Below are 21,777 nucleotides of genomic sequence, written 5' to 3' on the forward strand. Positions count from 1 at the left end.
CGTGAGATCTCGGTCTCACGCCTGTGGATAAGGAGCACCATGGCTCACGCACCACAAATAAAGATCCCGGCCACCTACATGCGCGGCGGCACCAGCAAAGGCGTGTTTTTCAGCCTCAAGGATTTGCCCGAAGCGGCGCAGATTCCCGGGCCGGTTCGCGACGCTCTGCTGCTGCGCGTGATCGGCAGCCCCGACCCGTACGACAAGCAAATCGACGGCATGGGCGGCGCCACTTCAAGCACCAGCAAAACCGTGATCCTGTCGAAAAGCCTCAAGGCTGATCACGACGTCGATTACCTGTTCGGCCAGGTCTCCATCGACAAGCCATTCGTCGACTGGAGCGGCAACTGCGGCAACCTCTCGGCAGCGGTCGGCTCGTTCGCCATCAGCAATGGTCTGGTCGACGCCAGCCGCATTCCGCACAACGGTGTTGCGGTGGTGCGCGTGTGGCAGGCCAACATCGGCAAGACGATCATCGCCCACGTGCCGATCACCAACGGCGAAGTGCAGGAAACCGGTGACTTCGAACTCGACGGCGTGACCTTTCCGGCCGCTGAAGTGCAGGTTGAATTCATGGACCCGGCGGCGGAAGAAGAGGGCGGCGGTGGCTCGATGTTCCCCACCGGCAACCTGATCGATGAGCTGGAAGTGCCGGGTGTCGGCACGTTCAGAGCGACGATGATCAACGCCGGCATCCCGACGATTTTCGTCAACGCCGAAGACATCGGTTACACCGGCACCGAGCTGCAAGGCGCGATCAACAGCGATCCGAAAGCATTGCAGATGTTCGAGACCATTCGTGCGTATGGCGCGCTGCGCATGGGCCTGATTGCCAATCTGGATGAAGCGGCAAAACGGCAACACACGCCGAAAGTCGCGTTTGTTGCCAAGCCTGCAGATTATGTGGCGTCGAGTGGTAAAGCTATTGGCGCCGGAGATGTCGATTTGCTGGTGCGCGCGTTGTCGATGGGCAAGTTGCACCACGCGATGATGGGCACGGCGGCAGTGGCGATTGGTACGGCGGCGGCTATTTCCGGCACCTTGGTGAACCTTGCGGCGGGCGGCGTTGAACGCAATGCCGTGCGCTTCGGGCATCCGTCCGGGACGTTGCGCGTTGGTGCTGAAGCCAGTCTGGAAAACGGCGAGTGGATCGTCAAAAAAGCCATCATGAGCCGCAGTGCTCGGGTGCTGATGGAAGGCTACGTGCGCGTCCCCGGAGATTCTTTCTGACTAGCGAACCTCTTCCCTCACCCCAGCCCTCTCCCGGAAGGAGAGGGGGCCGACCGAGGTGTCTGGAGATGTACATCGACCTGAAAGATCGAGTCGATTATGGATTCTCACGGCTGACCGATGTGTCTGAGGATGTGCATTGGCCTGATCGATTATGGATTCAGCGCAGATCGTTCAAGTCGGTGAAGCTCTACAGCATCCCCCAATCAGTCCCCTCTCCCTCGGGAGAGGGCTAGGGTGAGGGGCCACCCACAGAAGAAACGCAAATCAAGCAGGCATCCCAGACCTGCAATCAACCAACCCAGCCAAGCCCTGAGGAAGACCGCACCACTCATCATTCCCGCACAGGAGAACCGCAATGAGCGCCAACGTCGACCTGAACAACCGCCCCGACTACGACCGTGTCCTGCAGGACATCGCCGACTACGTCCTCACCTTCAAAGCCGAATCCACCGAAGCCCTCGACACCGCCCGCAATTGCCTGATGGACACGTTAGGCTGCGGCCTGCTGGCGCTGCGTTTCCCTGAATGCACCAAACACCTCGGCCCGATCGTCGAAGGCACCGTTGTGCCGTTTGGCGCACGCGTCCCCGGCACTTCCTATCGTCTCGACCCGGTCAAAGCCGCGTGGGACATCGGTTGCATCGTTCGCTGGCTCGACTACAACGACACCTGGCTCGCCGCCGAATGGGGGCATCCGTCGGACAACCTCGGCGCGATTCTCGCGGTGGCCGATCATCTCTCGCAAAAACGCGTGGCCAACGCTGAAGCGCCGCTGACGATCCGCGATGTGCTCGAAGCGATGATCATGGCCCACGAGATTCAAGGCGTGATCGCTCTGGAAAACTCCTTCAACCGCGTAGGACTTGATCACGTCATTCTGGTGAAAGTCGCCTCCACCGCCGTCACCGCCAAACTGATGGGCGCCAATCGCGAACAACTGTTGTCGGCGTTGTCCCACGCTTTCGCCGACGGCCAAGCGCTGCGCACTTATCGTCATGCGCCAAACGCCGGCTCGCGAAAATCCTGGGCGGCGGGGGATGCGTCGAGTCGTGGCGTGCGCCTGGCCGACATCGCCATGCGCGGCGAGATGGGCATTCCCGGCGTGCTGACGGCAAAACAGTGGGGCTTTTATGACGTGCTGTTCAGCCACAGCAACAACGATCTGGCGCTGAAACCCGAAGATAAACGCGCTTTCAGTTTCTCGCGCGCGTTCGGCAGTTACGTGATGGAAAACGTCCTGTTCAAGATCAGCTTCCCCGCCGAATTTCATGCGCAAACGGCCTGCGAAGCGGCGGTGACCTTGCACCCGCAAGTGCGCAATCGTCTGCACGAAATCGACCGCATCGTCATCACCACTCACGAATCGGCGATCCGCATCATTTCCAAAGTCGGGCCGCTGGCCAATGCCGCTGACCGTGACCACTGCATCCAGTACATGACCGCCGTGCCACTGGCGTTCGGCAATCTGGTCGCCGAGCAATACGAAGACGATTTCCACAAGGCGCACCCGATCATCGATGTGCTGCGCGAGAAAATGGTCATTGTCGAAGAGCCGCGTTTCACCCGCGAATACCTGGAGCCTGACAAGCGCTCGATTGCCAACGCCGTGCAGGTGTTTTTCAAGGATGGCAGCAGCAGCGAAAACGTCGTGGTGGAATACCCGATCGGCCATCGTCGCCGCCGCGCAGAGGGCATTCCGTTGCTCGAGGACAAATTCAAAGCCAATCTGGCGACGCGTTTTACCGGTCAGCGCAGCGGCGAGATCTTCGCACTGTGCAAGGATCAAACCCGACTCGAGTCCACCCCGGTAAACCGCTTCGTCGACCTGTTGGTGATTTGAAGGTACAAACCCGCTCCCTGTAGGAGCTGCCGAAGGCTGCGATCTTTTGATCTTGTTTTTAAACATCAACGTCAAAAGATCGCAGCCTGCGGCAGCTCCTACACGGACGATTTTCGCCATTTTTCGATGGGCAATTTGGTGATGGCAAACCCGCTCAACAAAATCGCCGAATAGACCATCAGCTCCCGGGACAGGGTTTGCCCCTCGTACCAGGCGCCGATGATCACGGCGAACACCGGGAAAATGATAAACACGAACGACAGGATGATCGGGCTCAGGCGTTTCAGCAGCAGAAAATAAACGATAAACCCGCCCACCGAGGCCACCAGCCCGAGGTAGAACAGCGCGCCCCACGAGCGTGCCGTGATGTTTTCGAATACCGGTGTTTCGACGGTCAATCCGACAATAAATAACATCGCCCCGGCAATGCCGATCGGCAGCGTGTTGTAGGTGATCACGCTGATCGCGCTGCCGTGTTTTTTCGTCACCACGTAGCACAGCGCATGCATCACGGCGGCGCAGAGAATCGCCAGCACCCCCAGCCATTCGGCCTGATCCAGATGCAAACCCTGACTGCGAATAATCATGAAAAGACTGCCAAAACCGATGGCGATGCCGAGCATCTGCGACGGGTAGATTTTCTCGCGCAGAAACAGCGCGGAAAACAGCAGGATAAATACTGGCATGCAGCTGAACAGCAACGCTGTCAGGCCCGATGAGACATGCATTTCGCCGTAGTTGAGCAAATAGTAGGGCAGGCTGAAATACGACAGCGTGACGAACACAAAAAACCAGCGGCTCTGCCGAGGGAACAGCAACGGTTCTTTGCGCAGCAACGCGAAACTCAAAAACAGTGGAAATGCGATGAGAAAGCGCAGCCCGGCAGCGGTCAGTGGCGGCACACTTTCTACAGCAATCTTGATCCCCAGCCACGTCGTGCCCCAACTCAGGCAGACGATCAGAAACAACGTGCTGGTAATTAACCCGGCAAGCCAGGGTTTGCTAATGCTTATCGGTGTGCTGACGACGGTCGACATGCGGAGTGCTCCGAGCGGCGGAATTGACCTGGTCACAGAAAGGGTCTATCCCTGATTGAACCTGTTTTCAGCACGCTATTCGGGGCGCGAATGACTGTCAAAGTAAGTATTGCCATGGTGTCAATCCTCCGTGATGGCCTCACTAGCGGCATCGGCGTGAAGTACCAGCGCCTCGCCGATGCAGTGGAAAAGGCTATCGCTGAAGGCGTGATCGACGCTGGCTGCAAATTACCGCCGCACCGATTGTTGGCTGATAGCCTCGGCGTCACCATCGGTACGATCAGCCGCGCCTACGGTGAGCTGGAGCGTGTGGGATTGGTCGTCGCCCGTGTAGGCGATGGCACTTACGTGCGTCAGAGAGGGATGGAACGGCCGCAGGACAAAGGCTTTCGCAATGTCAGCGATGAGCCGCCCGCCTGTTTCGACATGAGCCGCAATCAGCCGATTCCGGGGCAGGAAGCGGCGTTTATGAGTCAGAGCCTGCAAGCATTGGCCAATGATTCGCGAGTGTTGCAGCAATTGACTGGATACAGCGCAGAAGGCGGCATGGCGCGGCATCGGCAGGCGGGAGCGGTGTGGTTGCAGCACGGCGCGTTTGTGCCGCACGCCGATCAGGTGTTGTGCGTCAACGGCGGCCAGCACGGTTTGTTGTGTGCGTTGATGGGTTTGCTCAAGGCCGGCGACACGGTGGTGACCGAGCATTTGTCCTACCCCGGATTGCTCAGTGTCGCTCGCCAGCTCGGGATAAAGCTGATCGGCGCGGCGATGGATGACGAAGGGCTTTTACCGTCAGCGCTGGAGGAAATCTGCCGTCAGCATCGCGTTTCGGCGCTGTATTGCACGCCGACCATCCAGAATCCTACAGCGGCGGTGATGTCCGTCCCACGGCGCGAGGCGATTGCCGAGGTCTGCCGTCAGCACAATCTGCTGATCCTCGAAGACGAAGCCCACGCCGTGCTGGATCGTCAGCGGCCTTTACCGCTGAGTTATTTCGCGCCGGAGCGTTCGGTGTTGATCGGCAGTTTGAGCAAGGCTGTTTCGGCGGGATTGCGCGTCGGTTATCTGCATGCGCCGCAAGCGTTGATCGGCCGTTTGAGTTCAGCCATTCGCGGTACATGCTGGATGGCCAATCCGCTGGCGATGGAGGTGGCGAGTCTGTGGATCGAAAACGGCTTGGCCGAGCGCTTGCTGGATGAGCAGATTGACGAGATTGGCCGGCGTAAGGCGTTGGTGGTCGGGGCGCTGGAGGGCTTGAATTACAAGACGCACAGCCACAGTCCGCATTTTTGGGTCGAGGTGCCGGAAGGCTGGCGGGCGTCGCAGATTGCGGCGGAGTTGAAGGAGAATAATTATCTGGTGGCAACCGCAGAGGCGTTTGCGGTCGGGCATGCGGCGGTGCCGCAGTGTATTCGGGTGAGTGTGTGTAATTCGGTGGGGGATGATCGGTTGTTGCTCAGTGGGTTTGAGGCTCTGGCGCGGGCATTAACCGAGACCGTGTAATCGTTCTTCGCGAGCAAGCTTTGCTCCTACAAGGGCACGCTAATCCAATGTAGGAGCAAAGCTTGCTCGCGAAGGCGTCCGGACAGGCACCAAAAATCTACTTGAACCGCCGCTCCACGCCTTTCTCCACCAGAATCTTCGCCGAAATCTCTTCCACCGAAAAATGCGTCGAATTGATGTGCGGAATGTTTTCGCGGCGGAACAGGTTCTCCACTTCGCGCACTTCAAATTCGCACTGCGCATAACTCGAATAGCGGCTGTTGGGCTTGCGCTCGTTGCGGATCGCGGTGAGGCGATCCGGGTCGATGGTCAGGCCAAACAGCTTGTGCTGGTGCGCACGCAGGGCGGCGGGCAGGGTCAAGCGCTCCATGTCGTCTTCGGTCAGCGGATAGTTGGCTGCGCGGATGCCGAACTGCATGGCCATGTACAGACACGTCGGTGTCTTACCGCAGCGCGACACGCCCACTAGTATCAAATCGGCTTTGTCGTAATAGTGCGTGCGCGCACCGTCGTCGTTGTCGAGGGCGAAGTTCACCGCCTCGATACGCTCCATGTAATTGGAGTTGTGGCCAATCGAATGCGACTTACCGACGGTGTAGGAAGAATGCTCGGTCAGTTCCTGCTCAAGCGGGGCGAGGAAGGTCGAGAAAATATCGATCATGAAACCATTGGACGTCGCGAGAATCTCACGAATGTCCTGATTGACGATGGTGTCAAAGATGATCGGGCGAAAGCCGTCGGTGTCAGCGGCTTTGTTGATTTGTTGTACCATGGCCCGCGCTTTTTCAACGCTGTCGATGTACGGTCGCGTGAATTTGCTGAAGGTAATGTTTTCGAACTGCGCCAGAAGGCTTTGACCCAGGGTTTCGGCAGTAATGCCGGTGCCATCGGAGATAAAGAAAGCAGATCGTTTCATTTGCACCTTGGGCCTTAAGCTAATGAGCATTTCTGGATATGATAGGCGCGATTTGTTGGCCGCCAGTGGCCAGCATTCTCACTTATTTTCCAGGTCCAGGCCATACAACCGGCCAACGCTCCCCCGAGCAGCCGGTTTCTGAGCTTTTCCAACACAGTTAGTGGAGAGATCACCTTGGTAGAGTACGTAGTTTCCCTCGATAAGCTCGGCAAACACGATGTTGAGCATGTGGGGGGCAAGAACGCATCCCTGGGCGAGATGATCAGTAACCTGGCAGGCGCCGGTGTTTCGGTCCCCGGCGGCTTCGCCACGACGGCTCAGGCCTATCGTGATTTCCTCGAACTGAGCGGCCTCAACGACCAGATCCACGCGGCCCTCGACGCGCTCGACGTCGACGACGTCAACGCCCTGGCCAAAACCGGCGCACAGATCCGTCAATGGATCATGGAAGCCGAATTCCCTGAAAAACTGAATGCCGAAATCCGCACCGCGTTCGCCGCGCTGTCGGCCGGCAACCCTGATGTGGCCGTGGCCGTGCGTTCTTCCGCCACCGCCGAAGACTTGCCGGACGCTTCGTTCGCCGGTCAGCAGGAAACCTTCCTGAACATCCGTGGTGTGGAAAACGTTATCCGCGCCGCCAAAGAGGTGTTCGCGTCGCTGTTCAACGACCGTGCGATTTCCTACCGCGTGCACCAGGGCTTCGACCACAAACTGGTCGCCCTGTCGGCTGGCGTGCAGCGCATGGTGCGTTCGGAAACCGGTACTGCCGGCGTGATGTTCACCCTCGACACCGAATCCGGTTTCCGTGACGTCGTGTTCATCACCGGCGCCTACGGCTTGGGTGAAACCGTCGTACAAGGCGCGGTGAACCCGGACGAATTCTATGTCCACAAGGGCACGCTGGAAGCCGGTCGTCCGGCGATCCTGCGCCGCAACCTGGGCAGCAAAGCGATCAAGATGATCTACGGCGACGAGGCCAAGGCCGGTCGTTCGGTCAAGACCATCGACGTCGACAAGGCTGACCGCGCGCGTTTCTGCCTGTCCGACGCTGAAGTCAGCGAACTGGCCAAGCAAGCGATGATCATCGAAAAGCACTACCAGTGCCCGATGGACATCGAGTGGGCCAAGGACGGTGACGACGGCAAGCTGTACATCGTGCAGGCCCGTCCGGAAACCGTGAAAAGCCGCACTCAGGCCAACGTCATGGAACGTTACCTGTTGAAAGAAACCGGCACCGTGCTGGTTGAAGGTCGCGCCATCGGCCAGCGCATCGGCGCCGGTAAAGTGCGCATCATCAAAGACGTTTCCGAAATGGATAAAGTCCAGCCGGGCGACGTGCTGGTTTCCGACATGACCGACCCGGACTGGGAACCGGTAATGAAGCGCGCCAGCGCCATCGTCACCAACCGTGGCGGCCGTACTTGCCACGCGGCGATCATCGCCCGTGAACTGGGCATTCCGGCAGTGGTTGGTTGCGGCAACGCCACCCAACTGCTGAAGGATGGCCAGGGCGTGACCGTTTCGTGCGCTGAAGGCGACACCGGTTACATCTTCGAAGGCGAACTGGGCTTCGACATCAAGAAAAACTCCGTGGATGCCATGCCGGAGCTGCCGTTCAAAATCATGATGAACGTCGGCAACCCGGATCGCGCCTTCGACTTCGCGCAACTGCCGAACGCCGGTGTGGGCCTGGCCCGTCTGGAGTTCATCATCAACCGCATGATCGGTGTGCACCCGAAAGCGCTGTTGAACTACGACGGTCTGCCGCAGGAAATCAAAGACAGCGTCGACAAGCGCATCGCCGGTTACGACGATCCGGTTGGCTTCTACGTCGACAAACTGGTCGAAGGCATCAGCACCCTCGCTGCAGCGTTCACGCCGAAAAAAGTCATCGTGCGCCTGTCGGACTTCAAGTCGAACGAATACGCCAACCTGATCGGCGGCAAGCTCTACGAGCCGGAAGAAGAAAACCCGATGCTGGGCTTCCGTGGCGCGTCGCGTTACATCAGCGAATCGTTCCGCGATTGCTTCGAACTCGAGTGCCGTGCGCTGAAGCGTGTGCGCAACGAGATGGGCCTGACCAACGTCGAAATCATGGTGCCGTTCGTCCGTACCCTCGGTGAAGCGAGCCAGGTCGTGGACCTGCTGGCTGAAAACGGCTTGAAGCGCGGTGAAAACGGTCTGCGCATCATCATGATGTGTGAACTGCCATCCAACGCGATCCTCGCTGAAGAATTCCTCGAATTCTTCGACGGCTTCTCGATCGGCTCCAACGACCTCACTCAACTGACGCTGGGTCTGGATCGCGACTCGGGCATCATCGCGCACCTGTTCGACGAGCGTAATCCTGCGGTCAAGAAGCTGCTGGCCAATGCGATCGCCGCGTGCAACAAGGCCGGCAAGTACATCGGTATCTGCGGTCAGGGCCCGTCCGACCACCCGGATCTGGCCAAATGGCTGATGGAGCAGGGCATCGAAAGCGTGTCGCTGAACCCGGACTCCGTGCTGGAAACCTGGTTCTTCCTGGCCGAAGGTCAAGCGCAGGCTTAATGAGCATGTAAGCGGCCCGCTCCCCTTGTAGGAGCCGAGCTTGCTCGCGAAGACGGACTGACATTCAACAACGATGTCGACGGATACACCGCTTTCGCGAGCAGGCTCACTCCTACAAAGGGCAGGGCTTTGAGATTGAAGTAGGGCGGGCTCCTGTAGATGCCGCCCTTTTTTGTGCAAGAGCATTATGCAAAGCAGCAGCAACCTATTTCCTGTCGCACTGATCAGCGCCGAGCGGCGCGGCGATCTGAGCGAAGATGTTTATCGTTTGAAACCCGGCAACAGCCCGGACTGGTCCGTGGAGATCGCCGTTACCCGTTTGGGCATGGCCGACGACACGGCGCCCCGTGGCGTGCCGGTGATTCTGTTGCACGGCAGCTTTTCCAATCGGCGCTTCTGGTTTTCACCGAAGGGCCTGGGACTCGGCGCGTATCTGACGCGGCTGGGTTTTGATGTGTGGATTCCAGAGATGCGCGGTCACGGCCTGTCGCAGCGCAATGAGGAATACCGGCGCAATCGCGTTGCCGACTATGCCAAATACGATCTGCCGGCGATTGCCGCGTTCGTGCGTGAGCAGAGCGGTCAGGTTCCGCACTGGATCGGCCATTCACTCGGCGGCATCACCTTGGCCGCTGCGCTCGGGGGTGAATACCTCGGCGAGCCGGCAGTTGCCTCTGCGGCGTTTTTCGGCACGCAGGTCAGTCGCACGTATTGGCCGCTGAAAATCCCGCCGGTGGAGTGGAGCGGGCGCTTTATTCTCAAGCGTTTCGCGCAGTTGTCCGGCTCACGCCTCAAGCGCGGCCCGGAAGACGAGCCGATCGGTCTGGCCATCGAGAACATGCGCTGGTACGGCTTGTTCGGCCGCTTTGGCGACAAGGACAAGGATTGGTGGGCAGGATTGGCCGAGGTTCAGGTGCCGGTGCTCGCGGTGACAGCCGCTGGTGACCATCAGGATCCGGCGTGGGCGTGTCGCAAGCTGTTCGAGCAGCTCGGCTCCGAGCACAAACAATTCATCAATCTTGGGCGCGAGCAGGGTTTCAACGACAATTTCGGCCATGTCGAAATGTTGGTGAGCAAAGCCGCGCAAGCTGAAGTGTGGCCGCTGGTGGCGCGTTGGTTGAAGGATCAACAGACGCCGTTGCTCGGCGAGAAGGCGGATCTGGCCGCTGCGGTCTGAATCAGAGGCTCTGAAAAGGGCATTTCGTTCAGGTCGGCTTGCGGCTAAGATATGACGCATTGTGCGGTTCTGGTCATTTTTAGCGGCTGTTTAGCTATTACGTTTCAGCGTATGTTCAGGTTCAGTCAGCGACCATGGCATGGACTAAGGTAAACAGCGGCCGCCGGAACTCGTCTCTATAGCGTGCGTCATCCTTGATCGTCTTCCTTTTTACAGGAGTTTTTCGATGAACCATTACCTTACGCCTGACCTGTGCGACGCCTATCCGGAGCTGGTGCAGGTGCTGGAACCGATGTTCAGCAATTTCGGTGGCCGTGATTCGTTCGGCGGCGAAATTGTGACCATCAAATGTTTCGAAGACAACTCGCTGGTCAAGGAACAAGCCGAACTCAAGGGCAACGGTAAAGTATTGGTCGTGGATGGCGGCGGTTCGCTACGCCGTGCGCTGCTGGGCGACATGATCGCCGAGAAAGCCGCGAAGAACGGTTGGGAAGGGCTGGTGATCTACGGTTGCATCCGTGACGTCGACGTCATTGCGCAGACCGATCTGGGCGTGCAGGCGCTGGCCAGCCACCCGATGAAAACCGAAAAACGTGGCCTCGGCGACCTCAACGTCCCGGTGACTTTCGCCGGTGTGACGTTCCACCCGGGCCACTACATTTATGCGGACAACAACGGCGTGATCATCTCGCCGAGCCCGCTGAAAATGCCTGAATAAGGCTTCGACAAAGGGATGCGGATGTTCGAGGAAGAAAACGCGCAATGGGGGCTGGTGCATGCCCTCGTGCTGGACGGTAAAGGCGGCGCGCGTTCGATAGCCCGGACTGAGCTCGACGATTTGCAGCTGCAGGCGCATGAAAGTCTGTGGCTGCATTGGGATCGCAGCCATCCGCAAACCCAGACCTGGTTGCGCAAATCCAGCGGTCTCAACGAATTCACCTGCGACCTGCTGCTGGAAGAAAACACCCGACCGCGTTTGTTGCCACTGCCGGATTCCGAGCTGTTGTTGTTCTTGCGCGGGGTCAACCTCAATCCGGGCGCCGAGCCGGAAGACATGGTTTCGGTGCGGATTTTCGCCTCAGCTCAGCGCGTCATTTCCCTGCGTTTGCGTCCACTGCGTGCAACGGATGAGTTGCTGGCGCAATTGGCGGACGGCAAAGGCCCGAAAACCGCTTCTGAACTCATCCTTTATCTGGCGCAATTCCTCACCAACAAGGTGCAGGATCTGGTCACTTGCCTCTCGGAAATCGCCGATGAGGAAGAAGAAAAAATGGATGCCGACGAACGGTATACCCCCGAGCACGGAGCGATTTTGCACATCCGGCGCAGGGCTGCCGGACTGAAGCGTTTTCTTGCACCGCAGCGGGATATTTTCGGACAGCTCACGCGGATAAAACTGCCGTGGTTTGTCGAAGATGATGCCGACTACTGGAACGAATTGAACAACAGCCTGACGCGATATCTCGAAGAGCTCGAATTGACCCGGGAGCGCGTGGGGCTGGTGCTGGAGGCTGAAGACCGGCGTTTGAGCGAGCGCATGAATCGCACGATGTATCGCTTCGGCATCATCACCTGCATCTTTTTGCCGATGAGTTTTATCACCGGTCTGCTGGGTATAAATGTCGGCGGAATTCCGTTCTCCAGCAGCCCTTATGGCTTCCTGATTGCCTGTTTGACGGTGCTCGCCCTGGCCTTCGGTCAGTGGTGGTTGTTCCGCCGATTGCGCTGGGTGTGACCATGCAACATGTGACCCGACCAAATCTGCCCGCGTCTTTCACAGACATCACGAGAGGTGCGTATGCACGATCCGTTTGAACAGTCTTTGCGCGACATGCTCAACGCCTCACCGTCCGGTCGTGACGACGATGCGTGCTTGGGCCGCGTACTCAAAACCGCCAACCGCCAGGTCGGTGCCGGTGATCTTTTCAGCCTGCTGGGCCGCTGGCTGCCCGCGCTGATGATCGCCCTGAATAATGGATCGGCGCATGTCTCGCCGGTTTCCCGTCTTCGTAAACCTACCGCTCGCACTGCTGATAAGGCTGATTGAATATGGAACTTGATCTCTGGACTCAGAGCCTCGTCACTGCAATGACTGCGTTGTGGACCAAAGTCGCTAACTTCATTCCGAACCTGTTCGGCGCACTGGTGGTGCTGCTGTTGGGTTTCGTCGTGGCCAAACTGCTCGACACCTTGTTGTCCAAACTGCTGGCCAAACTCGGCCTCGATCGCCTGATGGGCGGTACCGGTCTGACCAAGTTGATGTCGCGTGCCGGCCTGCAAGTACCGATCTCGACCCTGATCGGAAAAATCGTTTACTGGTTCGTTCTGCTGATATTTTTGGTTTCTGCAGCAGAATCCCTTGGACTTGAGCGAGTTTCAGCTACGCTGGACATGCTGGCGCTGTATTTGCCAAAGGTATTCGGTGCCGCGCTGGTGTTGCTGGTCGGTGTTTTGCTCGCACAATTGGCCAATGGCCTGGTGCGCGGGGCGGCAGAAGGCGTAGGCCTCGACTACGCTTCGGGGCTGGGGCGGATTGCGCAGGGGCTGGTGATCATTATCAGCATCTCGGTGGCGATCAGTCAGCTTGAGGTCAAGACCGACCTGCTGAACCATGTGATTGTCATTGTGTTGATTACCGTTGGTCTGGCGGTTGCGCTGGCCATGGGTTTGGGAAGCCGGGAAATTGCCGGTCAGATTCTTGCGGGAATCTATGTGCGTGAGTTGTATCAGGTTGGGCAACAAGTGCGTGTTGGCGAGGTCGAAGGGCAGATCGAAGAGATCGGCACGGTTAAAACCACATTGCTGACCGATGAGGGTGAGCTAGTCTCTCTTTCCAATCGGATCCTGCTGGAACAGCATGTGAGTAGCCGCTAATCCGGCAAACCCTGCTAATGTATGCCGCCGCTAAATGCCAGCTGATGCTGGCTGCGGCGGACATTGACCTGACTGTCGGCACGACTTGTTTTGAATAAAGCCCAAACGCTATCCACGCGCTACGACCCCCGCGAGCTCTCTGATGAGGAGTTGGTCGCGCGCTCGCACACCGAGCTTTTTCACGTGACGCGCGCTTATGAAGAACTGATGCGGCGTTACCAGCGAACATTATTTAACGTCTGTGCGAGATATCTTGGGAACGATCGCGACGCAGACGATGTCTGTCAGGAAGTGATGCTGAAGGTGCTGTATGGCCTGAAGAACTTCGAGGGGAAATCGAAGTTCAAGACATGGCTATATAGCATCACTTACAACGAATGCATCACGCAGTATCGGAAGGAACGGCGAAAGCGTCGCTTGATGGATGCTTTGAGTCTTGACCCCCTGGAAGAAGCGTCTGAAGAAAAGATGCCAAAACCCGAGGAGAAGGGCGGACTCGATCGCTGGCTGGTGTATGTGAACCCGATTGACCGTGAAATTCTGGTGCTACGATTTGTCGCAGAACTGGAATTTCAGGAGATCGCAGACATAATGCACATGGGTTTGAGTGCGACAAAAATGCGTTACAAACGTGCTCTAGATAAATTGCGTGAGAAATTTGCAGGCATTGCTGAAACTTAGTTCAGCGCAAATATCTCTTACGTGTAGGCAAGTTCTGATAGACTTGCCGCCGAGTTGTCCCCCGGTTTGCGGGACTGCTTCACAATCACCAGATGGGGATTTAACGGATGAAACTGAAAAACACCTTGGGCTTGGCCATTGGTTCTCTTATTGCTGCCACTTCGTTCGGCGCTCTGGCACAAGGCCAAGGCGCAGTTGAAATCGAAGGCTTCGCTAAGAAAGAACAATTCGACAGCGCTCGTAACTTCAAGAACAACGGCAACCTGTTCGGCGGTTCGATCGGTTACTTCCTGACCGACGACGTTGAACTGCGTCTGGGCTACGACGAAGTGCACAACGTGCGTTCCGACGACGGCAAGAACGTTAAAGGCGCTAACACCGCTCTGGACGCTCTGTACCACTTCAACAACCCAGGCGACATGCTGCGTCCATACGTCTCGGCCGGTTTCTCCGACCAGAGCATCGACCAGAACGGTTCGAACAGCCGTGACCGTTCGACCTTCGCTAACGTTGGTGGCGGCGCCAAGCTGTACTTCACTGACAACTTCTACGCCCGTGCTGGCGTTGAAGCTCAGTACAACATCGACAAAGGCGACACCGAGTGGGCTCCAAGCGTCGGTATCGGTGTGAACTTCGGTGGCGGCTCCAAGCCTGCTGCTGCTCCAGTTCCAGCACCAGCTGAAGTTTGCTCCGACAGCGACAACGATGGCGTTTGCGACAACGTTGACAAGTGCCCGGACACCCCAGCCAACGTAACTGTTGACGCTGACGGCTGCCCAGCAGTTGCTGAAGTTGTTCGTGTTGAGCTGGACGTTAAGTTCGATTTCGACAAATCTGTTGTTAAAACCAACAGCTACGGCGACATCAAGAACCTGGCTGACTTCATGAAGCAGTACCCATCCACCACCACTACTGTTGAAGGTCACACTGACTCCGTCGGTCCTGACGCTTACAACCAGAAACTGTCCGAGCGTCGTGCAAACGCCGTTAAGCAAGTTCTGACCAACCAGTACGGTGTTGAATCGTCCCGCGTTCAGTCTGTTGGCTACGGCGAATCCCGCCCAGTTGCTGACAACAAAACTGACGCTGGCCGCGCTGTAAACCGTCGCGTAGAAGCGCAGGTTGAAGCTCAAGCTAAGTAATTAGCTGCCGCTCTGAGGAAAGCCCGGCTTAGGCCGGGCTTTTCTTTGTCTGCGATTTGAGTTTCAGGTTTTAAAGATCGCAGCCTTCGGCAGCTCCTACAGGGCGCATGCAGGCTTTAAAAGATCGCAGCCTTCGGCAGCTCCTACAGGGCGCATGCAGGCTCAATGTAGGAGCTGCCGCAGGCTGCGATCTTTTGATCCTCCGCGTACCCAGCCACTGCGCCGATGACCAGTATCGCAGGGCTCTTCAATTGAAATCTGTAGGCCGCTTCGCTCATTGCCGTCAGAACACTCCGGCATTCACGTTGATGAGGCAGTGAAGCGTTTTCGATCATCGCCACCGGCGTATCCGCTGCCATTCCTCCGGTCAATAGCTGATCACGAATCTCGTCGAGCTTGGCCACGCCCATGTACACCACCAGTGTCGTGCCGCCCTGCGCCAGCGCCTGCCAGTTCAACTCGCTGTCATCTTGCGTGTGCGCCGTCACCAGCGTTACCCCACGCGCGACACCGCGCAGCGTCAGCGGGATGTCGCACTGAGTCGCACCGGCCAGCCCGGCGGTGATGCCGTTAACCAATTCCACCTCAACACCACGCTCACGCAGCCACTGCGCCTCTTCGCCGCCACGGCCGAAAATGCACGGATCGCCGCCCTTGAGCCGCACCACGCATTTGCCGTGACGGGCATAGCGCAGCATCAAGCGATGGATAAAGGCCTGCGGCGTAGAACGGCAGCCGCCGCGTTTCCCCACGGCGATAATCCGCGCGTCCGGGCAGTGTTCCAGCACCGCGTCATTGACCAGATCATCGATCAGCACCACATCGGCTTCGCGTAACGCGCGCACGGCTTTGAGGGTCAGCAATTCAGGATCGCCGGGGCCAGCGCCCACCAACCAGACTTTTGCATTCATGGAATCTTTCCTCATCAGATGAGCGCGACCGGCTGCACATTGGCAGCCAGCAGGCGTTTTATTTCCGGGACGCAGGAACCGCATTGCGTGCCGCACCCCAGTTGATTTTTCAAACCTTGCAGATCGAGACCTTGGCGAATGCCGGTGCACACTGCTTCGAGGCTGACGTTTTTGCAGTTACACACCGTTTTCGCCGTCATCATTGGTGCTCCGGCATTACCCGGTGGCGCACTCATTGGTGCGAGCAGCCAGCGGCGCAGTTGCTCGTCGGCGCGACCTTCCAGCCACAGGCCTTGCAACCAATGCTGGGCGAGGGTTTCGCCGGCCAGACGAATTGCGGTGATCCGGCCGTTCTCGATACGCACGCGTTTGCCGATCGCACGGCGTGGGTCGTCATAGGCCAGCACCGGGCCATCGATCAGCGACAGGCAGCGGTCGATTTCGCCCAGCAACTGTGGATCCGGTGCTTCGCTGCTGGCAGCGCGTATCAGCAGCGCCGATCGTTCACGTCCGACAAGGCTGAGACTCACGTAGGAAAACGCCTCACAGAGTGGTCGTAGCGTCTCGAAATGCTGTTGAACATTGCCTTCGATGAGTGCGAACAGTTGCCACGGCAGATTCACCGCTTCCAGGCGCACGCCGCTGTGTTTCAGTTCCGGTTGTTTCGACAAAGGATCGAACGCCGGCAAGGTCAGGTTGTTGACGCCGCCCTTGAGAAAGCGATCGCCCCAGTGCATCGGTAGAAAGGCCTGGCCCGGACGCACACTGTCATCGCTACCGACCGCGACGATCAACGCGCCACGCCGACTTTTCAGATTGATCAGATCACCCGGCTGCAAGCGATGCCGACGCAATTCGTCGGGGTGCAAACTCAACACCGCTTCGCTGACATGACCGAACAACTGCGCTGCCGTACCCGTGCGACTCATGCCGTGCCACTGATCGCGCAGGCGCCCGGTGATCAGCGTCAAGGGGAAGCGTGCATCACGTTGTTCCTTGGCGGCGCGATACGGGTCGGAGATGAATTGCGCTCGACCATTTGCCGTAGGAAAAATACCGTCGACGTACAGCCGCGCTGTGCCTTGCTGCGCGCCGACGGGGAAGGGCCATTGTTGCGGGCCGATCTGGTCGATCAAGGCATGGCTGATTCCGGATAAATCCAGATCACGACCACGGGTCAGCCCTTTGAACTCATCGAACAACTGCGCAGGCTGTGTGAAGGCAAACAGGCTCGATGCTTGTGGGCGCAGACGTTTCTCCAGACGCTGTGCGAAATCCACCGTGATCGCCCAGTCCGGTCGTGCTTCACCGGGTGGGAGAATGGCTTTGCGTACGTGGGAAATGCGCCGTTCGGAGTTGGTAACCGAACCTTCCTTCTCGCCCCAACTGGCGGCCGGCAACAGCAGGTCGGCGAAAGCCGCCGTCTCGGTGGTGCGAAAAGCTTCCTGCAACACCACGAATGGGCAGGCTTCAAGCGCTGCACGCACCGAGCTTTGATCGGGCATGGATTGCGCAGGGTTGGTACAAGCAATCCACAGTGCTTTGATCTTGCCGTTGCGCACCTGCTCGAACAGTTCGATGGCGCTGAGGCCGGTGCTGTCTGGCAATTGATCCACGTCCCAGTAAGCCGCCACTTCGGCGCGGTGCTCAGGGTTGGCGGCATCACGATGGCCCGGCAACAGATTGGACAGGCTGCCGGTTTCCCGTCCGCCCATGGCATTCGGCTGACCGGTCAGAGAGAAAGGCCCTGCACCCGGACGGCCGATTTGTCCGGTGGCCAGGTGCAGATTGATCAGTGCGCTGTTCTTCGCGCTGCCGGCGGTGGACTGGTTCAAACCCATGCACCATAACGACAGAAAACTCGGCGACGTGCCGACCCATTCCGCACATTGCTGCAATTGCTCGACACTGATCCCGCACAGCTGCGAAACCATTTGCGGGGTGTAATCGCGCACCAGACTTTTCAGTTCGGCCAGGCCATCGGTGTGTGCCTTGATGAAGTCGCGGTCGATCCAGTCTTCCCACAACAACAGGTGCAAAATCCCATGGAATAAAGCGACATCGGTGCCCGGCAGAATCGCCAGGTGCAGATCCGCGAGGTCGCAGGTGTCGGTGCGCCGTGGATCGATGACGATGACTTTCATCTGTGGACGCAGGGATTTCGCCTCTTCCAGTCGACGGAAAAGTACCGGATGGGCGTAGGCCATGTTACTGCCGACGATCATCACGCAATCGCTAAGCTCCAGATCCTCATAACTGCACGGCGGCGCATCGGCGCCGAGGCTGCGCTTGTAGCCGACCACTGCCGAAGACATGCACAGTCGCGAATTGCTGTCGATGTTGTTGGTGCTAACCAAGGCCCGCGCCAGTTTGTTGAAGGCGTAGTAATCCTCGGTGAGCAATTGCCCGGAGATGTAAAACGCCACACTGTCCGGGCCGTGTTCGGCGATGGTTTCGGCAAAGACATTGGCGGCGTGTTCCAGCGCCGTGTCCCAATCGGTGCGGCTGCGCGCCAGACCTTTGCCCAGGCGTAATTCCGGGTACAGGGCACGGGCCGCGAGGTCGCCGGTCAGGTGCAGCGTCGAGCCTTTACTGCACAGTTTGCCGAAGTTGGCCGGATGCGCCGGATCGCCGCTGACGCCGAGGATGCGCTCGCCGTCATGCTCGATCAGCACGCCGCAGCCGACCCCGCAATAACAGCAGGTCGAGGCGGTCGTCTGGCGGCTCATCAGATGGCGTCCCGCAGAGCCAACTGCACACGACCGTTCTCGACCCGCGCCGGGTGATGGTGCGCGCAGCCGATGTCCGGTGCCTGAGCTTCGCCGGATTCAAGGTCGATCTGCCAGTTGTGCAGCGGGCAGGCGACGCGTTTGCCGTAGATCAGGCCTTGCGAGAGTGGTCCGCCCTTGTGCGGGCAGCGGTCGTCGAGGGCGAAAACTTCGTCGTCGCTTGTGCGAAAAATCGCGATGTCACCTTTCGGCCCGGCAATGATCCGCGAACCGAGGGCGTTGATTTCTTCAAGGGCACAGATATCGAGCCAGTTCATGCTGGCACCTCCAGATTTTTCACCGGGATCACGTCGAATTCTTTCTTCAATTGCGGCTCGGCCAGACGTTCTTTCCACGGATCCTGCTCGAACGACAGGGAAAATTGCAGGCGCTCGTTCAAGGCTTTGCGGCGCTCCGGGTCTTCCAGCACGGCTTTCTTGATGTGCTCCATGCCGACCCGTTGCAGGTAGTGCACGGTGCGTTCGAGGTAGAAGGCTTCTTCGCGATACAACTGCAGGAAGGCACCGTTGTATTCGCGGACTTCTTCGGCGGTTTTCAGCTTGACGAAGAATTCGGCGACCTCGGTTTTGATCCCGCCGTTGCCACCGATGTACATCTCCCATCCGGAATCCACGCCGATAATTCCTACGTCCTTGATCCCCGCTTCCGAGCAGTTGCGTGGGCATCCGGAGACAGCCAGTTTCACTTTGTGCGGCGACCACATGTTGAACAGGTCATGCTCAAGCTCAATGCCCAGCTGCGTCGAATTCTGTGTACCGAAACGGCAGAACTCACTGCCGACGCAGGTCTTCACCGTGCGAATGGATTTGCCGTAGGCATGGCCGGAAGGCATGTCGAGATCCTTCCAGACACCGGGCAAGTCCTGCTTTTTGATGCCGAGTAAATCGATGCGCTGCCCGCCGGTGACCTTGACCATCGGCACGTTGTACTTGTCGGCGACGTCGGCTATCCGCCGCAATTCCGAAGGATTGGTCACGCCGCCCCACATCCGTGGCACCACCGAATAGGTGCCGTCCTTCTGGATGTTGGCGTGCGCACGTTCGTTGATCAGGCGCGATTGCGGGTCGTCCTTGGCTTCGCCGGGCCAGGTGGAAATCAGGTAATAGTTGAGCGCCGGACGGCAGGTCGCGCAGCCGTTCGGCGTGCGCCAGTTGAGGTAACTCATGGTGCCGGCGATGGTCAGCAGGTGTTGCTCGCGAATGGCCTGGCGGATCTGTCCGTGGTTAAGGTCGCTGCAACCGCAGATGGCTTTTTCGCTTTTCGGTTTGACGTCTGCCGCGCCGCCGACGGTGTTGATCAGGATCTGCTCGACCAGTCCGGCGCAGGAGCCGCAGGAGCTGGCGGCTTTGGTGTGTTTCTTCACTTCATCCACGCTGAACAGGCCGTGTTCCTGAATCGCTTTGACGATGGTGCCTTTGCACACACCGTTGCAGCCGCAGACTTCGGCGGTGTCAGCCATGACCATGGCTTTGTCCTGGCCCTGATGTCCTACGTCGCCCAAAGCATTTTCGCCAAACATCAGGTGATCGCGGATCTCGCCGATGGCGTGATTCTCACGAATCTGTCGGAAATACCAACCGCCATCTGCCGTATCGCCGTACAGACAGGCGCCGACCAGCACGTCATCCTTGATCACCAGTTTTTTGTACACGCCGCCGATCGGGTCGGAGAGGGTGATGGTCTCGGTGCCTTCGCCGCCCATGAAGTCGCCGGCGGAAAACAGGTCGATGCCGGTGACTTTCAATTTGGTCGAAGTCACCGAGCCCTGATAACGGGCGAACCCCAGTTGGGCGAGGTGGTTGGCGCAGACCTTGGCCTGTTCGAACAGCGGCGCAACCAGGCCATAAGCGATGCCACGATGGCTGGCGCACTCGCCGATCGCATAGATGCGCGGGTCGTAGGTTTGCAGGGTGTCGTTGACCAGGATCCCGCGATTGCACGGGATGCCGGCCTTTTCCGCGAGTTCGGTGTTGGGACGAATGCCCGCAGCCATCACCACCAGATCGGCGGGGATGATGTCGCCGTTCTTGAATTGCACCGAGCCGACCCGACCGTTGCCGGCGTCGTGCAGGGCGTGGGTTTGTTCGCACAGACGGAAGTTCAGGCCACGGGATTCGAGGGCGCTTTGCAGCAACTGGCCACTGGTTTTGTCCAGTTGCCGTTCAAGCAGCCACTCACCGATGTGCACCACGGTGACGTGCATGCCGCGCAGCATCAAGCCGTTGGCGGCTTCGAGACCGAGTAAACCGCCACCGATGACGACCGCGTGCTTGTGGGTTTTTGCCGTGTTGATCATCGCCTGGGTATCGGCGATGTCGCGGTAACCGATCACGCCGTGCAGGGTGTTGCCCGGGATCGGCAAAATGAACGGCGTCGAGCCAGTGGCGATCAGCAGGCGATCGTATTCGGCCTCGGTGCCGTCGTCGGCGATCACTCGACGTTTGACTCGGTCGATCTCCACCACTTTGCGGTTGAGCAACAACTTGATGTGGTTTTCCAGGTACCAGTCGAGGTCGTTGAGGACGATCTCCTCGAAGGTCTGCTCACCGGCCAGCACCGGCGAGAGCAGGATGCGGTTGTAGTTGGTGTGCGGTTCGGCGCCGAAGACGGTGATGTCGTACAGCTCATTGCTCAGTTTGAGCAGCTCTTCGAGGGTTCGAACCCCGGCCATGCCATTACCGATCATCACCAGTTTGAGTTTTTTCATCAGGTTCTCCGGGGAGCTGCGGCTGGCCTCTTGTGGGCAACAGGCCGTGCTCGAGAAATTTTGCGCAAACAAAAAAAGGCGTCCCGCTAGTTGCCTAGCGAGGACGCCTTTGTCCTGGTCCCGTTCTCTCGGGAAGCGCAGCCTTCGTCGTTGAAGGTTGGGCTTTATGTGTGTTGGGTGGGGTAATGCAGTGGTTGTGCCAAGTGGCGGTGGGGGCGGGTTTATTGGGGGGCGCGGGTTTTGAGGGTGATTTTCTGCACTGAATCGAGGCGGGTTGCTCGTTCGTGGGGCGCTCAGGCGGGTGGATTTTTGGTGATTGGGCTGACGTCATCGCGAGCAGGCTCACTCCTACAGGGGAACGCATTTCAAATTGTAGGAGTGAGCCTGCTCGCGATGGCCGCGACGCGGTGTCAGTGATGA

General features: G+C 58.5%; 17 protein-coding genes. 11 read left to right on the forward strand and 6 right to left on the reverse strand.

The genetic code is table 11. The features are described 5' to 3' along the window. The first annotated feature begins 39 nt into the window (after positions 1-39). Together prpF and prpD are read left to right on the forward strand one after the other, a co-directional pair. The gene (prpF, locus tag QMX93_RS04605; RefSeq protein WP_282353106.1) at positions 40-1,230 is read left to right on the forward strand and encodes a 2-methylaconitate cis-trans isomerase PrpF; all 1,191 of its coding nucleotides are present in this window, start codon (positions 40-42) and stop codon (positions 1,228-1,230) included. Between the two features lie 358 nt (positions 1,231-1,588). Continuing rightward, positions 1,589-3,073, forward strand: a complete 1,485-nt coding sequence (gene prpD, locus QMX93_RS04610; RefSeq protein ID WP_282353108.1) for a 2-methylcitrate dehydratase — start codon at positions 1,589-1,591, stop codon at positions 3,071-3,073. A gap of 98 nt (positions 3,074-3,171) precedes the next feature. On the opposite strand, the gene QMX93_RS04615 is transcribed toward prpD, so the two are convergent. Beyond that, positions 3,172-4,110 (reverse strand): EamA family transporter, encoded by a 939-nt coding sequence (locus QMX93_RS04615; protein WP_282353110.1) that lies wholly within the window; start codon positions 4,108-4,110, stop codon positions 3,172-3,174. A gap of 90 nt (positions 4,111-4,200) precedes the next feature. On the opposite strand from QMX93_RS04615, the gene QMX93_RS04620 reads away from it, so the two are divergent. Beyond that, positions 4,201-5,610: a PLP-dependent aminotransferase family protein gene (locus QMX93_RS04620; protein WP_282353111.1), complete on the forward strand. Its 1,410-nt coding sequence runs from the start codon at positions 4,201-4,203 to the stop codon at positions 5,608-5,610. A 97-nt stretch (positions 5,611-5,707) separates the two neighbouring features. Here QMX93_RS04620 and QMX93_RS04625 read toward each other — a convergent pair whose 3' ends face one another. Continuing rightward, positions 5,708-6,526, reverse strand: coding sequence for a pyruvate, water dikinase regulatory protein (locus QMX93_RS04625; protein WP_053118702.1), 819 nt, complete (start codon positions 6,524-6,526; stop codon positions 5,708-5,710). Positions 6,527-6,700: 174 nt separating this feature from the next. On the opposite strand from QMX93_RS04625, the gene ppsA reads away from it, so the two are divergent. The 8 genes from ppsA to QMX93_RS04665 all read left to right on the forward strand — a co-directional run bounded on the left by ppsA (position 6,701) and on the right by QMX93_RS04665 (position 14,950). Then, a complete protein-coding gene (gene ppsA / locus QMX93_RS04630; RefSeq protein WP_159815422.1) occupies positions 6,701-9,076 on the forward strand; it encodes a phosphoenolpyruvate synthase in 2,376 nt (791 codons plus the stop codon). Between the two features lie 187 nt (positions 9,077-9,263). Beyond that, the gene (locus QMX93_RS04635; RefSeq protein WP_282353113.1) at positions 9,264-10,253 is read left to right on the forward strand and encodes an alpha/beta fold hydrolase; all 990 of its coding nucleotides are present in this window, start codon (positions 9,264-9,266) and stop codon (positions 10,251-10,253) included. 226 nt (positions 10,254-10,479) lie between these two features. Further along, a complete protein-coding gene (gene rraA, locus QMX93_RS04640; protein WP_282353114.1) occupies positions 10,480-10,971 on the forward strand; it encodes a ribonuclease E activity regulator RraA in 492 nt (163 codons plus the stop codon). Between the two features lie 21 nt (positions 10,972-10,992). After that, entirely contained in the window at positions 10,993-11,988 is a 996-nt protein-coding gene (locus QMX93_RS04645; protein ID WP_053118710.1) for a zinc transporter ZntB, read from the forward strand. 63 nt (positions 11,989-12,051) lie between these two features. Then, the gene (locus tag QMX93_RS04650) at positions 12,052-12,300 is read left to right on the forward strand and encodes a hypothetical protein (protein WP_053118712.1); all 249 of its coding nucleotides are present in this window, start codon (positions 12,052-12,054) and stop codon (positions 12,298-12,300) included. A 2-nt stretch (positions 12,301-12,302) separates the two neighbouring features. Continuing rightward, positions 12,303-13,127, forward strand: coding sequence for a mechanosensitive ion channel domain-containing protein (locus QMX93_RS04655; protein WP_007916401.1), 825 nt, complete (start codon positions 12,303-12,305; stop codon positions 13,125-13,127). Between the two features lie 90 nt (positions 13,128-13,217). After that, entirely contained in the window at positions 13,218-13,808 is a 591-nt protein-coding gene (sigX, locus tag QMX93_RS04660; RefSeq protein ID WP_053118714.1) for an RNA polymerase sigma factor SigX, read from the forward strand. Between the two features lie 107 nt (positions 13,809-13,915). Continuing rightward, a complete protein-coding gene (locus QMX93_RS04665; protein WP_053118716.1) occupies positions 13,916-14,950 on the forward strand; it encodes an OmpA family protein in 1,035 nt (344 codons plus the stop codon). 143 nt (positions 14,951-15,093) lie between these two features. On the opposite strand, the gene cobA is transcribed toward QMX93_RS04665, so the two are convergent. The 4 genes from cobA to nirB are packed head-to-tail and all read right to left on the reverse strand — an operon-like array spanning position 15,094 to position 21,357. Continuing rightward, entirely contained in the window at positions 15,094-15,861 is a 768-nt protein-coding gene (gene cobA, locus QMX93_RS04670) for a uroporphyrinogen-III C-methyltransferase (protein ID WP_282353115.1), read from the reverse strand. Positions 15,862-15,875: 14 nt separating this feature from the next. Continuing rightward, positions 15,876-18,590, reverse strand: coding sequence for a nitrate reductase (locus tag QMX93_RS04675; RefSeq protein ID WP_282353116.1), 2,715 nt, complete (start codon positions 18,588-18,590; stop codon positions 15,876-15,878). Next, a complete protein-coding gene (nirD, locus tag QMX93_RS04680; RefSeq protein ID WP_053118721.1) occupies positions 18,590-18,907 on the reverse strand; it encodes a nitrite reductase small subunit NirD in 318 nt (105 codons plus the stop codon). Before nirD ends, QMX93_RS04675 begins: the two co-directional genes overlap by 1 nt. Further along, on the reverse strand, positions 18,904-21,357 hold the full coding sequence (nirB, locus tag QMX93_RS04685) for a nitrite reductase large subunit NirB (RefSeq protein WP_282353119.1): 2,454 nt from the start codon (positions 21,355-21,357) through the stop codon (positions 18,904-18,906). The genes nirD and nirB overlap by 4 nt, the downstream gene beginning before the upstream one ends. Positions 21,358-21,777 lie beyond the last annotated feature (420 nt).

It is taken from the genome of Pseudomonas sp. PS01303, assembly GCF_029959385.1.
In the GTDB taxonomy this organism is placed as follows: domain Bacteria; phylum Pseudomonadota; class Gammaproteobacteria; order Pseudomonadales; family Pseudomonadaceae; genus Aquipseudomonas; species Aquipseudomonas rustica.

Excerpts from the sequence above, each read along its gene's own strand:
- cobA (WP_282353115.1), bottom strand. The coding sequence starts at position 15,861 with ATGAATGCAAAAGTCTGGTTGGTGGGCGCTGGCCCCGGCGATCCTGAA.
- prpD (WP_282353108.1), top strand. The coding sequence starts at position 1,589 with ATGAGCGCCAACGTCGACCTGAACAACCGCCCCGACTACGACCGTGTC.
- QMX93_RS04675 (WP_282353116.1), bottom strand. The coding sequence starts at position 18,590 with ATGAGCCGCCAGACGACCGCCTCGACCTGCTGTTATTGCGGGGTCGGC.
- QMX93_RS04645 (WP_053118710.1), top strand. The coding sequence starts at position 10,993 with ATGTTCGAGGAAGAAAACGCGCAATGGGGGCTGGTGCATGCCCTCGTG.
- QMX93_RS04650 (WP_053118712.1), top strand. The coding sequence starts at position 12,052 with ATGCACGATCCGTTTGAACAGTCTTTGCGCGACATGCTCAACGCCTCA.
- QMX93_RS04655 (WP_007916401.1), top strand. The coding sequence starts at position 12,303 with ATGGAACTTGATCTCTGGACTCAGAGCCTCGTCACTGCAATGACTGCG.
- QMX93_RS04665 (WP_053118716.1), top strand. The coding sequence starts at position 13,916 with ATGAAACTGAAAAACACCTTGGGCTTGGCCATTGGTTCTCTTATTGCT.
- prpF (WP_282353106.1), top strand. The coding sequence starts at position 40 with ATGGCTCACGCACCACAAATAAAGATCCCGGCCACCTACATGCGCGGC.
- QMX93_RS04620 (WP_282353111.1), top strand. The coding sequence starts at position 4,201 with ATGACTGTCAAAGTAAGTATTGCCATGGTGTCAATCCTCCGTGATGGC.
- nirB (WP_282353119.1), bottom strand. The coding sequence starts at position 21,357 with ATGAAAAAACTCAAACTGGTGATGATCGGTAATGGCATGGCCGGGGTT.
- nirD (WP_053118721.1), bottom strand. The coding sequence starts at position 18,907 with ATGAACTGGCTCGATATCTGTGCCCTTGAAGAAATCAACGCCCTCGGT.
- QMX93_RS04635 (WP_282353113.1), top strand. The coding sequence starts at position 9,264 with ATGCAAAGCAGCAGCAACCTATTTCCTGTCGCACTGATCAGCGCCGAG.
- QMX93_RS04615 (WP_282353110.1), bottom strand. The coding sequence starts at position 4,110 with ATGTCGACCGTCGTCAGCACACCGATAAGCATTAGCAAACCCTGGCTT.
- rraA (WP_282353114.1), top strand. The coding sequence starts at position 10,480 with ATGAACCATTACCTTACGCCTGACCTGTGCGACGCCTATCCGGAGCTG.
- QMX93_RS04625 (WP_053118702.1), bottom strand. The coding sequence starts at position 6,526 with ATGAAACGATCTGCTTTCTTTATCTCCGATGGCACCGGCATTACTGCC.